A 14,819-nucleotide genomic window follows, 5' to 3' on the forward strand; every position below is an offset into this window, starting at 1 on the left:
GTTCGCCAAAGGCGCTCTTGCCAACAATGACACCGGTGGACATTGTGTCGCCCAACACGCGCCGGGCCAACGGCGGCAAGGACTCGGAGCTTGGCCTCCGACGGGGAAGGAAACCAAGGCGACGCTTGGCGACAGGCGTTCCGACCGCTTCTTGTCCATGCCGCCTGCGTCCTCGCGTCGCGCAAGTTCAGGACCCCGGAGTAAGCGTCGATGCCGCTCAGCCCCCTCACCCGCCGCCGCCTGATGGCGACCACCGCGGCCGCCTTCGCCGCCGCCGCGGGGCTGGCGCCGTTCAAGGCCCTGGCCGCCGAGGCCCCGGGCAAGGACGAAGCGCTGGCGACGATGAAGCGGGCCACCACCTTCATGGTCGAGAAGGTCGCCTACCAGGGCGGCTACGTCTGGAGCTACCTGCCCGACTTCTCGCGCCGCTGGGGCGAGATGGAGGCCTATCCGACGATGATCTGGGTGCAGCCGCCGGGCACGGCGACCATGGGGCACCTGTTCCTCGACGCCTATCACGCCACCGGCGACGACTATTACTACGAGGCCGCCAAGCAGGTGGCCGGGGCCCTGATCAAGATCCAGCACCCAGCCGGCGGCTGGAACTATCTGGGCGACCTGGCCGGCGAGGCCTCGATCCGCAAGTGGTACGACACCATCGGCAAGAACGGCTGGCGGCTCGAGGAATTCCAGCACTACTACGGCAACGCCACCTTCGACGACGCCGGCACGGCCGAGAGCGCCCAGTTCCTGCTGCGGCTCTATGTCGAGAAGAAGGACCCGGCCTTCAAGCCGGCGCTGGACAAGGCCATCGGCTTTGTCCTCGACAGCCAGTACCCGGTCGGCGGCTGGCCGCAGCGCTTCCCGCTGAAGGACGAGTTCCACCACCACGGCCGGCCCGACTACACCGGCTTCATCACCTTCAACGACGACGTGGCCGGCGAGAACATCGAGTTCCTGATCATGGTCTGGCAGGCCCTGGGCGACCCGCGCGCCCTGCCGGCGATCAAGAAGGCCATGGACTGCTTCGTCGCCTGCCAGCAGCCGCAGCCCCAGCCGGGCTGGGGGCTCCAACACCGTGTCGCCGACCTGAAGCCGGCCGGCGCCCGCACCTACGAGCCGGAAGCCTTCGCCACCCACACCACGGCCGCCAACATCACCGCCTGCATGGGCTTCTACGAGCTGACCGGCGATCCGAAGTACCTGGCGCGGCTCTCCGAGGCGCTGGACTGGCTGGAGACCCTGCGCCTGCCGGTCGAATATCAGAAGGGCCGGGCCTTCCCGACCTTCGTCGAGATCGGCACGGGCAAGCCGCTCTACGTGCACCGCACCGGCAGCAACGTCGTCAACGGCCGCTACTATGTCGACCAGAACCCCGAGAACACCGTGGCGCACTATTCGTCGTTCCGGGGGATCAACATCCCGGCCCTGCGCAAGCGGCTGGAGACGCTGAAGGCCACGCCGCCCGAAGTCGCCAGCAAGGCCTCGCCGCTGAAGGCCGGCCGCCAGGCGCTGCCGAAATACTTCACCCTCAAGGACGTGTCGGTGTCCGACCTCAATGTCGGGGCCCTGAAGGGCGACACCGCCGCCAGCGCCCCCGACAAGGTCGCCGGCCTGATCGCGGCGCTGAACGAGGCCGGCTGGTGGCCGACCGAACTGAAGGCGACCTCCAACCCCTATATCGGCGACGGCTCGACCACGCCCGCGCCGGGGGACTTCAGCCGCACGCACGTGGGCGATGCGAGCGACACCTCCCCGTACGTGACCGACAAGCCGAAGATCGGGATTTCGACCGGCAGCTACATCGAGAACATGGTGACGCTGCTGAAGTACGTCGGGGCGGCTTAGCCGCCTGCGGCGGCCCCCTCAGTCGCTCCGCGACAGCTCCCCCAGAGGGGGAGCATCTGGCTCGGCGCTTCTAGATCCTCCCCCTCTGGGGGAGGTGGCCCGGAGGGCCGGAGGGGGCCCGGAGGGCCGGAGGGGGCCCGCGCGGCGCTAGATCATCCCCAGCGGCAGCGTCCCGCGATCCAGCACCTTGCCGTGGAACTCCCGCAGGGTCCCGCCCCAGGCGCGGCGCAGGCGGGAGAGCTCCAGCCAGTACATCCCCTGCCCGGCCGCGACGCCCGGCGCGATGGCGGCGCGTTCGACCTCTTGCGTGAAGGGGGCGAAGATCACCGGGTCGCCTTGCGTGTCGGCCAGGAAGGCCATGGCGCGCTTGGGGGTCCAGCCTTCCAGGTGGACGCCCAGGTCCATGCGGTCGCGGGCGGCGCGGAACAGGATCCAGTAGAGGCCGCCGATCTCGGCCAGGGGTTCGCCGTCGAAAGCGCCCATCTCCCAGAAGAGGTGCTCGGCATAGACGGCCCAGCCCTCCATGGCCGCCGGACAGGCGACGCGCGTGCGGTACGGGTGCGCGCCCGAGGCCTCCTCCAGCGGGATCTGCAGCATGTGGCCGGGGATCACCTCGTGGTGGACCACGGCCGGCAGGCTCCAGCTGGGCCGGCGGCGGATCTGCTTGAGATCGAGATAGTAGGCGCCGGGCTTGGAGCCGTCCGCCGAGGGCAGGTCGCGATAGCCCTGGCGCCCCGAGGCCTCGTCGGCGGGCGACATCCGACGCACCGAGACCGCGTTCACCGCGCCGGGCAGGTTGGCGAAGGCGAGCGGCAGGCGCGCGCGGGCCTTGGCCAGCCAGGGCGCCATGTCGGCCACGGCGCGATCGCGGCCGGCGTCGTCGTCGCTGTAGAGAAAGCGCTCGTCGGCGGCCAGGGCGCGCAGGCGCTCGCCTACCCCGCCCTTCGTCAGGCCCTGGGCTTTCAGCAGGACGTCGGCGCGGGCGTGCAGGCCCCGGATCGTCTCGTCCAGCCGGCGACGGGCCTCGGCGGGCGCGAGCGCCGCGCCCAGTTGGCCCTTCAGCGCCAGGGCGTAATAGGCCTCGCGGTCCTTGAAGCGGATCCCCGCCGCCTTGCCGGCGCGGGGCTTGAGGCTCGACAGCGCCTCGGCCTGCCAGACCAGGGAGGCGGCCAGATCCTTGCCGAGGCCGCCCTTGCGGACGGGCTCGACGATCGCCGTCTCCAGGCGGGCGATCAGGAAGGCCGGCGGGACGACGCCGACAGCGGCCTCGCGTTCGATCTGGTCGGTCTCGGCGTCGATGCGCTTGGCCAGGGCCGCCTCGGCCTCGGGCTTGCCGGCCGAGTCGGCGACCTTCAGCCAGGCGCCGGCCCGGGTGGTGACGACATAGGGTCCGGCCGCGCCGGCGCCGAACGGGAAGCGGCGGACCAGCTCGGCCTCGATGGCCGTCGCGTTGCGCACGGCGTCGTAGTCCAGGCGGGCCTTGGGCGAGAGGGTCGCCCGATCGAGGGCGGCCAGGGCCTTCAGGCGATCGGCCGCGCCGGCGACCTTGGGAAAGCCGTCCAGGAGGGTCTTCAGGGCCGCGTCTCCGTTCTGGCGGGCCAAGGCCGGCCCCGCCGTCAGGCCGGCGGCCGTCAACAGCAGCATCCCGCGACGATCGATCATTCCCGGCCTCTCCCTTGCCGTTGTTGATCCCTGTCGTAACGGGAAAGACACCGGTGTCCAGAGCGATCGGCGATCGCCGCCAGATGCATCATCAGGTTGCATGAATCGGTAAAACCACCCAAAAGCTACTTCCGGAACCTTGGGGGAGGAACCGAGCATAGCCTCGGCCGCATCGCGCTCGGACCGACGCCCGAACCGACGCTTAAATCGACGCTGGGGGGGCCGCGTCGCCAGGGCCACGCTCTCCCCGCTTGAAGTTTCGATCCTCCGGGCGTCCCAGGGCCGGCCCCGAAGAGACAGTGACAGTCAGCGTCCGCGTCCAACGACCCGCGCGCGGCCCATGCGAGGCCGACGTTCCGCCATGGAGGTAAGACCGATGAAACACGCCACTCGTCGCGCCCTGACAGCCTCGCTGTTTGGCCTGGCCCTCGCCGCCACCACAGCCCCGGCCCTCGCCGTGGCCGGAGACGCCGCCCCGCAGCAGATCACCGAAGCCGAGGTTCTCGCCGCCGCCGACGCCTGGGGCAGAGGCCTGGTGTCCATCTCGGTCGCCTACAACGGCAAGCGGGAGAACCTGCCGCGGGCCAAGGCGGTGGCCAGCGCCTTCATCGACAGAGCCTACGGCTACAATCTGGGTCCGGTGCTGTTCAAGCCGACCCTGACCACCAAGCCCCACGTCTTCCGCCTGACCAAGGAGGGCGCGCTGTCCTACTTCGTCGACGACGATCCGGAATACAACGACGACGGCTTCGCGCTGAAGGAGCCGTGGCGCCGGGTGGTGTTCAAGCCCGTCGGCATCCAGATCAACGGCGCCGTCGCCAGCACCATGGGCACGGTCGAACTGTACGTGAAAGGCCAGGACGACAAGCCCGCCGTGGTGGTCGACAAGACCTGGGTGTTCAAGAAGGACGACAAGGGCGTGGTGCGGATCATCGTCCACCACTCGTCCCTGCAGTTCAACGGGTACTGAGGCGGCGGCGGAACCGGCCCGTCGCGCTCGGTCGATCGGGCGGGCCGGTTCAACTGATGGGGCGGGCGTTGCGCTGCCGCTCGCACGGCCCCCCCCCTTCCACCTAGTCGAAGTTCGTCGATCGCGAGAGCGCATCCCAGGCGTCGATCTCGGCTCGCATCAGGTCCAGCTTCTGCTCGACGACAGCCAGCGCGTCCTCGCCAAGAAACAGCCGGGTCGGCGGAGCGTCGGATTCCACGAGCGTCAGCAAGGCCTGCGCCGCCTTGGCCGGATCGCCCGGCTGGCGTCCGCTCTTGGCCTGACGCGCCGAGCGGATCGGATCCATGATCGCGTCGTAGGCGGCGATGCTGCGCGGCGCACGGTCCATCGAACGCCCGGCCCAGTCGGTGCGGAACTGCCCCGGCGCCAGGGCGGTCACGTGGATGCCCAGCGACTTGACCTCCTTGCCCAGGGCCTCGGAAATGCCCTCCAGCGCGAACTTGCTTCCGCAATAGTAGGCGATGCCGGGCATGGTGATGAAGCCGCCCATCGAGGTGACGTTGATGATGCGGCCAAAGCCGCGCTCACGCATGCCCGGCAACACCGCCTTGATCATCGCCACCGCGCCGAAGACATTGGCGTCGAACTGGCGGCGCAGATCGTCGAGCGACGACTCCTCGACCACGCCTTCCTGGCCGTGGCCCGCGTTGTTGACCAGCACATCGACCGCGCCGAACCGGCGCTCCGCATCGGGAACCTGAGCGGCCACGGCGTCGAAATCGGTGACGTCGAGCAGCAGCGCATGAGCGCGCCCCGGCGCCAGCGCCTCATGCTCCGACGCGGCTTGCGCGTTGCGGACCGTACCGATCACCACGTGGCCGGCCTGCAAGGCGGCGCTGGCGAAGGCGCGGCCCAGGCCGGAGCTGACGCCGGTGATCAGAAACGTCTTGGTCGATGCGGTCATGGCAGATCTCGAAGCCGTCAGATGTGAGAGTAGAATTTTATATCATGATATAATTTATTGACGCAAGACGCGGGGCGCATCACCTTGGCCCCCATGGTCGAGATGACGGTTCGAGAGCAAAAGCGAACACTGGCGCGAGAGGCGGTGCTCGACGCCGCCGAGCGCCTGCTCCGCGCCGATGGCGCCGCCTCGTTCTCGATGCGCGAGCTGGCGGCCGAAGCAGGCGTGAGCTTCGCCACGCCGTTCAATCAATTCGGAAGCAAGGCGGCGATCGCGCAGGCGCTGTCGGCTCGCCGGATCGACCTGATGAGCGAGCGCTTTCTCGAGGCCGCGCTGGCCGGCGACGCGATCAGCCGCGTGCTCGCCGCCGTATCGATCGCGGTCGCCGTCATGCTCGAGGAGCCCCAGATCAACCGGGCGATCATCCGTTCGCTAGGCTTTCCTGGCGCCAAGCCGAGCGAGGTCAGCGCCCAATCACGAGCCCTGTGGGCCACGGCGTTCGGCGATGGCGACGGCGTCGATCCCGCCTTGGCCAAGGTCGCCGCCGAGCGTGCGCCGGAGCAACTGGCGATCGGCTTTCGCGGCTGCCTATCCTTCTGGATCGCCGACGAGATCAGCGATGCTCAGCTTCCCGAAAAGGCGCGAGCAACGGCCCTCACCGTCCTGCTGGGCTTCGTCGAGCCTACCCGGCGCGCTGGCTTGCTGCGGTCGTGAAGCGCGAAGAGAACCAGTGACAACGCTGTCACTGATCGCCTAGTTTGCCGACGGGGCGCACGAAGACGCCCATCTGTCTCGCGTTCCCGGAGGAAGCCTTGCCGTCCCGTCCGATCCTGGCCCTGCTGGCCGCCTCCGCCTTCGCCGCGCCCGTGATGGCCGCCGAGCCGCCCTCCCCGATCCGGCTGAACCAGGTGGGCGTGCTGGAAAGCGCCGGCAAGCTGGCCGTGCTGCCCGAGGCCTCGGCCCAGCCGCTGGACTGGACGCTGGAGAACGCCGCCGGGCGCGTGGTGCTGAAGGGCAGGACGATCGTGGTCGGCCCCGACGAGGCCTCGGGCGAGCGCCTGCACCAGATCGACTTCTCGGCGGCGCCGGCCGGCGCGGGCTATCGGCTGAAGGCCGGCGGCCGGGCCAGCCGGCCGTTCGCGATCGCCGCCCATCCCTATGCGCGGCTCAAGCGCGACGCCCTGGCCTTCTTCTACCAGAACCGCAGCGGCATACCGATCGAGGCCCGGTTCGGCGACGACCCCAAGCTGGCCCGCCCGGCCGGCCACGCGCCGGACAAGGCGACCTGCTTCAACGGCAAGGACGAGCGCGGCCAGGCCTGGGCCGGCTGCGGCTACACCCTCGACGCCAGCAAGGGCTGGTACGACGCCGGCGACCACGGCAAGTACGTGGTCAACGGCGGCATCGCGGTGTGGACGCTGGTGAACTATCGCGAGCGGCTGGCGGCCCTGGGGCGCAGGGACGCCTTCGCCGACGGAAGCCAGCGTATTCCCGAGGCCGGCAACGGCGTCTCCGACCTGCTGGACGAGGCGCGGTGGGAGCTGGAGTTCCTGCTGGCCATGCAGGTTCCGGCGGGCACGACCATGGCCCTGCCCGTCGGCCATCAGGGCAAGGGTCCGCTGACGCTCACCAGCGTCGACGCCTCGGGCATGGCCCATCAGAAGCTGACCGACGGCTTCTGGACCGGCGTGCCGACCGCCCCGCACGAGGACCCCGCGCCGCGCTTCCTCTACCACCCGACCACCGCCGCGACCTTGAACCTGGCCGCCGTGGCCGCCCAGTGCGCACGGGTGTGGAAGACGGTGGATCCGGCCTTCTCGGCCCGCTGCCTGAGCGTGGCCCGCTCGGCCTTCGCGGCGGCGCGGCGCAATCCGGAGATCTACGCCCACAGCCAATTCACCGGCGGAGGCGGCTATGGCGATCCGGAGCTGTCGGACGAGCTGTTCTGGGCCGCGGCCGAGCTGTGGGCGACCACCGGCGAGGCCGCCTATGGCGAGATCGTGCGGGCTTCACCGCACATGCCGGCCGCCGGCAAGCCGGCCCAGGCGCCGGGCTGGGGCTGGACGGCGACCCTGGGCGTGATGTCGCTGGCGATCTCCAACACGGTCCCCGCCGACGCGCGCGACGCCGCGCGCGCGGGGCTGGTCGCCGCCGCCGACGGCTATGCGGCCGAGGACCTGAAGGCCGGCTATCGCCTGCCCGACGCCGGGACGCGCTATTCCTGGGGCTCCAACGCGGTGATCATGAACCGGGCCATGGTGCTGGGCGCGGCCTACGACGTCACGGGCAAGGCGGCCTATCGCCAGGCCGCGGCCGACGCCATGGACTACGTGCTGGGCCGCAACCCGCTGGACCAGTCCTATGTCACCGGCTGGGGCGCGCGGCCGATGAAGCATCCGCACCACCGCTTCTGGGTCGGCCAGGGCAAGTACCCCGCCCCGCCGCCGGGGGTGATCTCGGGCGGGCCCAACAACACCGCCTTCAGCGATGAGGTGGCCAAGAAGATGCAGGGCAAGTGCGCGGCCCAGACCTGCTGGGTCGACGACGCCGGCGCCTTCACCCAGAACGAGGTGGCGGTGAACTGGAACGCGCCGTTCTTCTGGGTGGCGGCGTTCCTGGATGAGGCGCCTTAGGCGGCCGGCTCCAGCTCGCCGCGTTCCGCGCACGAGCAGATCCGCGCGTTCAGCAGGTGGACGCCGGCCAGCATCAGGCCGCCGAGGCTGGTCAGGCCAGCTTCGGCCCAGTCGCTCATGGGGACGAAGGCGCCGGCGGTCATCAGGGCCAGGCCTCCGGCGGCCAGCGCCACCATGCGCGGCCGCCGCCAGTTGCCCGAGCGCGCCAGGGCGAAGACCGAGATCGGCGCGGCCATGGCCAGGAAGAGGGGGTGCAGCCACTCGGCGTGCGACAGGTTCGCCGCCAGCGGCAGCAGGGCCGCCATCACCGGCAGGGCCAGGCAGTGCACGAGACACAGGCTCGAGAGCCCGATCGCCGCGCCGTCGAGACCCCGTTGCAGGTGGTTGTGGCGGGGCATGCGGAACTCCGGTACGACGGTCGAGGCGACTTAAATGTTATTACATAACACTCAGTCAAGAGGCGCCCAGCGGAATTTCCGCCAACGCGTCCGACGCGTCCGCTCCGTCCGACCCCGGGCGGGATCGTCCAAGTCGCCGCGTGCCTGATCGGCGATGGTCCGGCCGCGACCAAAGCGACTGGAGGACCCTCGCCATGCAAACGATCGATCGCTGGGCCGGCTCGCGCCGGGGCGTGCTGCTGTCGGGGCTGGCGCTGGGCCTGGCCCCGCCGGCGCTGGCGCAGGCCGCTCCCGCCGGCGCCGTGAACGCCCCCACCCGCTATGTGGAGAGCCACGGCCGGCGCCTGGCCTACCGCTCGGTCGGCGAGGGAACGCCGCTGGTGCTGTGCACCCGCTTTCGCGGCAACCTCGACAGCTGGGACCCGCTGTTCCTCGACAGCCTGGCGCAGCGGGGCTTTCGGGTCATCACCTTCGACTATACGGGCCTGGGCCTGTCGACCGGCGAGAAGACGCTGAACCCGTTCTCCTGGGCCAAGGACGCCGGTGATCTGGTCACCGCCCTGAACCTCGACAAGGTGGTGCTGCTGGGCTGGTCGCTGGGCGGGATCGCGGCCCAGGCGGCGCTGTCGATCTTTCCGGGCAAGATCAGCCACCTGGTGCTGATCGGCACGACGCCGCCGGGACCGGCCGCCAAGCTGGCCGAGCCGCTGTTCTACCAGGCCGCCGCCCGCGAGAACGACTTCGAGGACGAGGTGATCCTGTTCTTCGAGCCCAACAGCCCGGCCAGCCGCGCGGCGGCCAAGGCCTCGCACGACCGCATCGCCGCGCGCACCGCCGAACTGTCGCCGCCCGTGCCCTACCAGTGGGCCGCGCAGAGCCTGGGCGACGCGCCCAAGGCCAATCCGTTCCCCGCCCCGCCGATCCTGCAGATCCTGAAGACCACCGCGATCCCCATCCTGCACATCGGCGGCGACCACGACCTGATCTGCCCGGTCGAGAACTGGTACGCCCTCAACGACCAGCTGCCGACCCTGCAGCTGCTGACCTACCCCAACGCCGGCCACGGCCCGCAGCACCAGCATCCGGTGTCGAGCGCCGCGCACATCGAGACGTTCGTGCGGCTGGGGTAGGCCCAAAAACGAAAAACCCCGGCGACCTCGCGGCCGCCGGGGTTCGTCAGTTCCAGTCGCGTGAAGGACGATCAGTCCTTGGCGCGTTCCTGATAGGTGTTGTCTTCGGTCAGGATGACCACGCGGGTGCCCACGGCGATGTACGGCGGGACGGTGGTCTTGACGCCGTTGCTGAGCAGGGCCGGCTTGTAGGACGAGCTGGCGGTCTGGCCCTTCACCGACGGTTCGGTGTCGACGACTTCCAGGATCATGGTGCGCGGCAGTTCGATGGCGATCGGCACGTCGTTGTGGGTCGACAGCTGGACCGTCATGTTCTCCTGCAGGTAGGGCGCGGCGTCGCCGATCACGTCCTCGGAGGCCACGACCTGGTCGTAGGTTTCCGGGTTCATGAAGTGGTAGCCCTCGCCGTCCTGGTACAGGAAGGTGTGGTTGCGCTGGTCGACGAAGGCGCGCTCGACCTGCTCGGTGGTGCGGTAGCGTTCCGAAACCTTCACGCCGTCGCTGATGCGGCGCATGTTCAGCTGGGTCACCGGGGTGCCCTTGCCGGGGTGGATGTTGTCGACGGTCAGGACGACATAGAGCTTGCCTTCCATGTCGACGACGGCGCCCTTGCGGAGCGAGCTGGCGGCTACCTTCACGTGAGAGTCCTCGAAGATCGGGCGACGGCGCGTTCAAGACCGCGCGCGCGTGTATTGCAGATGAATCCGTGTGCCCCTCTATAGCGAACGGGGCTAGATCGCCAGTCCTTCCGTCGTTTCGCCCTTTCCGAGCCAGCCCGTGACAGCCCCCTCTCCTTCTCCCTGGTGGAGCCCGCGCAAGCACCAGGACCGCCGGCCGTTCCTGCTGGCCCGCAACCGGATCACGGCCGCGGTGCGCGACTGGTTCGAAAGCCGCGACTTCCTGGAGATCGAAGCCGCCTGCCTGCAGGTCTCGCCCGGCAACGAGGCGCACCTGCACGCCTTCTCGACCGAAGCGATCACCCTGGCCGGCGAGCGCGCGGCCCTGCACCTGCACACCTCGCCGGAATTCGCCTGCAAGAAGCTGCTGGCGGCCGGCGAAGAGCGGATCTTCAGCCTGGGCAAGGTGTGGCGAAACCGGGAACGGGGGCCGCTGCACCATCCGGAGTTCACCATGCTGGAATGGTACCGGGTCGGGCAGCCTTACGAGACGCTGATGGACGACTGCGCGGCCCTGCTGGCCCTGGCGGCGGAGACGGCGGGAACGACGCTGTTCTCGTTCCGGGGCCTGGACTGCGATCCGTTCGCGCAGCCCGAGCGGCTGACGGTGGCCGAAGCCTTCGAGCGCCACGCGGGCGTCGACCTGCTGGCGAGCCTTGGCGAAGGGGGGCGGACCGACCGCGACGCCCTGGCGGCCTCGGCCGTGGCGGCCGGGGTCCGGGTGTCGGCCGACGACACCTGGGCCGACGTCTTCAGCCGGGTGATCGTCGAGAAGGTCGAGCCGAACCTGGGGATCGGTCGGGCCACGGTGCTGTGCGAATACCCTACGGCCGAAGCCGCGCTGGCCCGGCCCAAGCCGGGCGATCCGCGCGTGGCCGAACGCTTCGAGCTCTATGCCTGCGGGGTGGAGCTGGCCAACGCCTTCGGCGAACTGACCGACGCCGCCGAGCAGCGCCGGCGGTTCGTCGCCGAGATGGACGAGAAGCAGCGCGTCTACGGCGAGCGCTATCCGATCGACGACGACTTCCTGGCGGCCCTCGAGCACATGCCGCCCGCCGCCGGCTCGGCCCTAGGCTTCGATCGTCTCGTGCTGCTGGCCACCGGCGCGCGCCGCATCGACGAGGTGCTGTGGGTTCCGGTGGCGGAGGTCTGAGGCGATGAAGAGGCTCGCCCTGGTTTCCCTCGTCGTCGCGGTCCAGGCCTGCGCGCCCAACGCCCAGGATCAGCGTCGGGCGGCGGCGCGCGACGCCGTTCGCGACGCCGGCTTCGCCGACGCCCGGTTCGAGCGCGGCCAGTCACCGACCTTGCTGAGCCTGTGCGACGTCGGCCAGCTCCGCAAACGTGGCTGGGCCTTCCGTTGGCGAGCGCAGGGCGCCGAGGGTCTCTATTGCGCCCGCGACGACGGACGGACCGACACGATCATCCTGCTTGAAGGCTCCCCTGCCTCGGCCCCAATCGGCGACGTACCGATCGAAACGGCCACGCCCAAGGCGCGGAAGCTGGCCCGGACCGTGCGCTAAGCTCGCCCGACGGGACGGAGCGGCGGCCGTACGATCTTTTTCAGACGGAATGTCGGTTCCGTCGGCGGCTGCGCGTCCTATGGTCCGGACAGACGCGGAAAGGGAGAGCCGCCATGAAGATCGTCACCAGCCTCAGCTTCAAGGGCGAGTGCCGCCAGGCCTTCGAATTCTATGCCCAGGTGCTGGGCGGCAAGGTCACCGCCGCCATGCCGTTCGGCGACGGCCCGCCCGACATGCCGATCGATCCGAAATACAAGGACTGGCTGATGCACTGCTGGCTGGACGTCGGCGACCAGGCGCTGATGGGCGCCGACCTGCCGCCCGAGTTCGCCCCCAACATCGACAAGCCCAAGAACGGCTTCGACGTGACCTTCCACTCGGAAGACGCCGCCGAAGCCAGGCGGGTGTTCGAGGCCCTGGCCAAGGGCGGCAAGGTGGGCATGCCGTTCGCGGCCACCTTCTGGTCGCCGGGCTATGGCAGCCTGACCGACAGGTTCGGCATTCCGTGGATGGTCAACACCATCCCTGGCGCGGACTGGCGGCCGGGGACGTAGCTTCAGCGCCTTGAAAGCTCGTCATCCCGGCTCTCCGCGCTGCGCGCCACGGCCGGGATGACGACGGTGGGGGATGGACGCCTATGCCTCCCGCCCCACCTCGGCCAGCAGCCAGTCGCGCACCTTGAGGATCCGCGCCAGCCGGGGCGCGTCGGCGCGCCAAACGACGTGGTGGCCGGTCTCGACCTCGACCTCGCCGGAGAACGGACGCACCAGGCGGCCGTCGCGCAGGTCGCGTTCGGAGAGGCCTTCGCGGGCCAGGGCGACGCCGATCCCCTGGGCGGCGGCGTCGAGCATCACCGAGGTGTCGTCGAAGGCCAGGCCCGTGATCATGGCCGGCGGCTCCAGCCCCATGCCCCGGAACCAGACGGCCCAGTGGACGCCGGTATGGCGCAGCAGCGGCACGGTCAGCAGGTCGGCCGGACAGCTCATCGGGTGCTTTTCAAGGAAGCCCGGCGAGCAGACGGGGAACAGCCGCTCGCCCAGCAGCGGGATCGACTCCACGTCGGCCCAAGGCCCGCGCCCGAAGCGCAGGGCGATGTCGACGCCGTCGGTGCGCAGGTCGGCCTTGCGATCCTCGATGCGCAGCTGCAGGTCGGCCTCGCCGGTGTCGGCGGCCAGGCGGGCCAGGCGCGTGACCAGCCAGCGGCTGGCGAAGGCGGCGGTGGCGCTGACCACCAGCGGCCCTTCGAGGGTCTGGCGGGCGCTCTCGACCCCGGCCTTCAGGATCGACAGGGCCTCGGCCACGTGTTCGGCCAGGCGGCGGGCGGTGGGGGTCGGGACCATGCCGTTGCCCTCGCGCCGGAACAGGGCCGCGCCCAGGTCGTCCTCCAGCTTGCGAATCTGCTGGCTGACCGCGCCATGGGTGACGTGCAGCTCGTCGGCCGCGCGGCTGTAGCTGCGGTGGCGATAGGCCGCCTCCAGGGCGACCAGGGCGCTGAAGGGTGGAAGGCGCAACGCAACCCATCTCCGTTAGCTGGACTCACAACCTGACGCAGAAGCCATCGTTCGTAAAGCCGACGTGGATTTGCGATTGTCTCCCTGCGGCCGCCCTTCCCCACGACCGCATCTAACAGGACCACGACGATGAAACTGCTGCTTGCCGGCGGAGCCCTGGCGCTCGCCCTGATCGGCGCGATCGACCGCGCCCCCTCCTCGCCCTTCCGCGCCGAGCCTTGGCCCGGCAGCGTGCCGGTGTACAGCCCGAGGTGAGGGATACGCCCTCCCGCTCTATTTTCCCGTCATTCCCGCCCTTGTGGCGGGAAACCCTGGTTCAGCCAGCATGTGAAGCGCCAGCGGCGTGCCAAGCACGCCGCCCCGTCCGCCCTTGCGGTTGACAGAGGGGTTCCCGCCACAAGGGCGGGAATGACGGGAGGAAGGGGGAGCGCCACCCGCCGCATTTGCCAACCTCGCCCGTTCGGCGCATATCCCCGGCGATCATGATCGCCGCCAAGACCATCCGCAGCGCCAGGGCCCTGGCGGACGCCGGCCTCGTCGCCGCCGAACGCCTGCCGGCGCTGGAGCGCGTGGCCGCCCAGTACGCCGTGGCCATCACGCCCGACATGGCCCAGTTGATCGACGAGGCCGACCCGTTTGACCCGATCGCCCGCCAGTTCGTGGCGACCGAAGCCGAGCTGACCACCCTGCCCGCCGAAAGCGCCGACCCGATCGGCGACTTCGCCCACAGCCCGGTCGAGGGGATCGTCCATCGATACCCTGATCGCGTGCTGCTGAAGCCGACCCACACCTGCGCGGTCTATTGCCGGTTCTGCTTCCGGCGCGAGATGGTCGGGCCCGAGGGGCTGAAGACCCTGTCGCCGGCCGAACTGGACGCCGCCTTCGCCTATGTCGCCGCTCGCCCGCAGATCTGGGAGGTGATCGTCACTGGCGGCGATCCCTTCGTGCTGTCGCCGCGCCGCCTCGCCGACCTGATGGACCGGCTGGAGGCGATCGAGCACGTCAAGGTCGTGCGCTTCCACACCCGCATCCCGTCCGTCGATCCGGAAGCGGTGACGCCGGAACTGGTGGCGGCGCTGAAGCGCGGCTCCAAGGCGGTCTATGTCGCCCTGCACGCCAACCACGCCCGCGAACTGACGCCGGCCGCCCGCGCCGCCTGCGCGCGGCTGGTGGACGCCGGCGTGCCGATGATCGGCCAGACCGTGCTGCTGAAGGGCGTCAACGACGACCCCGAGAGCCTGGGCGCGCTGATGCGGGCGCTGGTCGAGACCCGGATCAAGCCCTACTATCTGCACCAGGGCGATCTGGCCCCCGGCACCAGCCACCTGCGCACCTCGGTCGAGGAAGGCCAGGCGCTGATGAAGGCCATTCGCGGCCGCTATTCGGGCCTGTGCCAGCCGACCTACGTGCTCGACATCCCCGACGGCCACGGCAAGGTTCCGATCGGCCCCACCTATCTGGACGACGGCGCGGTCGAAGACCCGCGCGGCCAGACCCACGCCTATCCCCCGAAAGCCGACTGACCCC

The 14,819-nt window shown here is 70.0% G+C and carries 15 protein-coding genes; 10 read left to right on the forward strand and 5 right to left on the reverse strand.

What is annotated here, in order from left to right:
* The first annotated feature begins 210 nt into the window (after window positions 1–210).
* Window positions 211–1,848 carry a pectate lyase gene (locus tag AC1RRS_RS00125; RefSeq protein WP_492853430.1) on the forward strand — a complete coding sequence of 546 codons (1,638 nt, stop codon included), beginning with the start codon at window positions 211–213 and terminating at the stop codon, window positions 1,846–1,848.
* A 147-nt stretch (window positions 1,849–1,995) separates the two neighbouring features.
* Here AC1RRS_RS00125 and AC1RRS_RS00130 read toward each other — a convergent pair whose 3' ends face one another.
* Window positions 1,996–3,510, reverse strand: coding sequence for a DUF885 domain-containing protein (locus AC1RRS_RS00130; RefSeq protein WP_492853431.1), 1,515 nt, complete (start codon window positions 3,508–3,510; stop codon window positions 1,996–1,998).
* A gap of 376 nt (window positions 3,511–3,886) precedes the next feature.
* Here AC1RRS_RS00130 and AC1RRS_RS00135 point away from each other — a divergent pair, with 376 nt between their 5' ends.
* Window positions 3,887–4,480 (forward strand): metal-independent carbonic anhydrase family protein, encoded by a 594-nt coding sequence (locus tag AC1RRS_RS00135; RefSeq protein WP_492853432.1) that lies wholly within the window; start codon window positions 3,887–3,889, stop codon window positions 4,478–4,480.
* Window positions 4,481–4,583: 103 nt separating this feature from the next.
* Here the strand turns inward: AC1RRS_RS00135 and AC1RRS_RS00140 are convergent, their stop codons facing one another.
* Window positions 4,584–5,423, reverse strand: coding sequence for an oxidoreductase (locus AC1RRS_RS00140; protein WP_492853433.1), 840 nt, complete (start codon window positions 5,421–5,423; stop codon window positions 4,584–4,586).
* Between the two features lie 57 nt (window positions 5,424–5,480).
* Between AC1RRS_RS00140 and AC1RRS_RS00145 the strand changes: the two genes are divergently transcribed.
* On the forward strand, window positions 5,481–6,137 hold the full coding sequence (locus tag AC1RRS_RS00145) for a TetR/AcrR family transcriptional regulator (RefSeq protein WP_492853434.1): 657 nt from the start codon (window positions 5,481–5,483) through the stop codon (window positions 6,135–6,137).
* A gap of 98 nt (window positions 6,138–6,235) precedes the next feature.
* Complete coding sequence (locus AC1RRS_RS00150; protein WP_492853436.1) at window positions 6,236–8,056, forward strand: glycoside hydrolase family 9 protein; 1,821 nt, start codon at window positions 6,236–6,238, stop codon at window positions 8,054–8,056.
* On the opposite strand, the gene AC1RRS_RS00155 is transcribed toward AC1RRS_RS00150, so the two are convergent.
* Complete coding sequence (locus AC1RRS_RS00155) at window positions 8,053–8,454, reverse strand: MerC domain-containing protein (RefSeq protein WP_492853437.1); 402 nt, start codon at window positions 8,452–8,454, stop codon at window positions 8,053–8,055. The two genes, AC1RRS_RS00150 and AC1RRS_RS00155, sit on opposite strands and share 4 nt — an antisense overlap.
* Before the next feature lie 194 nt (window positions 8,455–8,648).
* Here AC1RRS_RS00155 and AC1RRS_RS00160 point away from each other — a divergent pair, with 194 nt between their 5' ends.
* Window positions 8,649–9,584 carry an alpha/beta fold hydrolase gene (locus AC1RRS_RS00160; RefSeq protein ID WP_492853438.1) on the forward strand — a complete coding sequence of 312 codons (936 nt, stop codon included), beginning with the start codon at window positions 8,649–8,651 and terminating at the stop codon, window positions 9,582–9,584.
* A gap of 71 nt (window positions 9,585–9,655) precedes the next feature.
* Here the strand turns inward: AC1RRS_RS00160 and efp are convergent, their stop codons facing one another.
* Complete coding sequence (efp, locus tag AC1RRS_RS00165) at window positions 9,656–10,222, reverse strand: elongation factor P (protein ID WP_487292302.1); 567 nt, start codon at window positions 10,220–10,222, stop codon at window positions 9,656–9,658.
* A gap of 139 nt (window positions 10,223–10,361) precedes the next feature.
* Between efp and epmA the strand changes: the two genes are divergently transcribed.
* From epmA to AC1RRS_RS00180, 3 genes are all read left to right on the forward strand, one after another.
* A complete protein-coding gene (gene epmA / locus AC1RRS_RS00170) occupies window positions 10,362–11,414 on the forward strand; it encodes an EF-P lysine aminoacylase EpmA (RefSeq protein ID WP_492853439.1) in 1,053 nt (350 codons plus the stop codon).
* Between the two features lie 4 nt (window positions 11,415–11,418).
* Entirely contained in the window at window positions 11,419–11,781 is a 363-nt protein-coding gene (locus AC1RRS_RS00175) for a hypothetical protein (RefSeq protein ID WP_492853440.1), read from the forward strand.
* Between the two features lie 113 nt (window positions 11,782–11,894).
* On the forward strand, window positions 11,895–12,335 hold the full coding sequence (locus tag AC1RRS_RS00180; RefSeq protein WP_492853441.1) for a VOC family protein: 441 nt from the start codon (window positions 11,895–11,897) through the stop codon (window positions 12,333–12,335).
* A gap of 81 nt (window positions 12,336–12,416) precedes the next feature.
* On the opposite strand, the gene AC1RRS_RS00185 is transcribed toward AC1RRS_RS00180, so the two are convergent.
* Window positions 12,417–13,292 (reverse strand): LysR substrate-binding domain-containing protein, encoded by an 876-nt coding sequence (locus tag AC1RRS_RS00185; RefSeq protein WP_492853442.1) that lies wholly within the window; start codon window positions 13,290–13,292, stop codon window positions 12,417–12,419.
* Window positions 13,293–13,421: 129 nt separating this feature from the next.
* Between AC1RRS_RS00185 and AC1RRS_RS00190 the strand changes: the two genes are divergently transcribed.
* On the forward strand, window positions 13,422–13,547 hold the full coding sequence (locus AC1RRS_RS00190; protein ID WP_492853443.1) for a hypothetical protein: 126 nt from the start codon (window positions 13,422–13,424) through the stop codon (window positions 13,545–13,547).
* 227 nt (window positions 13,548–13,774) lie between these two features.
* On the forward strand, window positions 13,775–14,815 hold the full coding sequence (locus AC1RRS_RS00195; RefSeq protein WP_492853444.1) for a lysine-2,3-aminomutase-like protein: 1,041 nt from the start codon (window positions 13,775–13,777) through the stop codon (window positions 14,813–14,815).
* Window positions 14,816–14,819: the final 4 nt, after the last annotated feature.

The sequence above is a fragment of the Caulobacter sp. GW821-FHT12A07 genome (assembly GCF_058807655.1).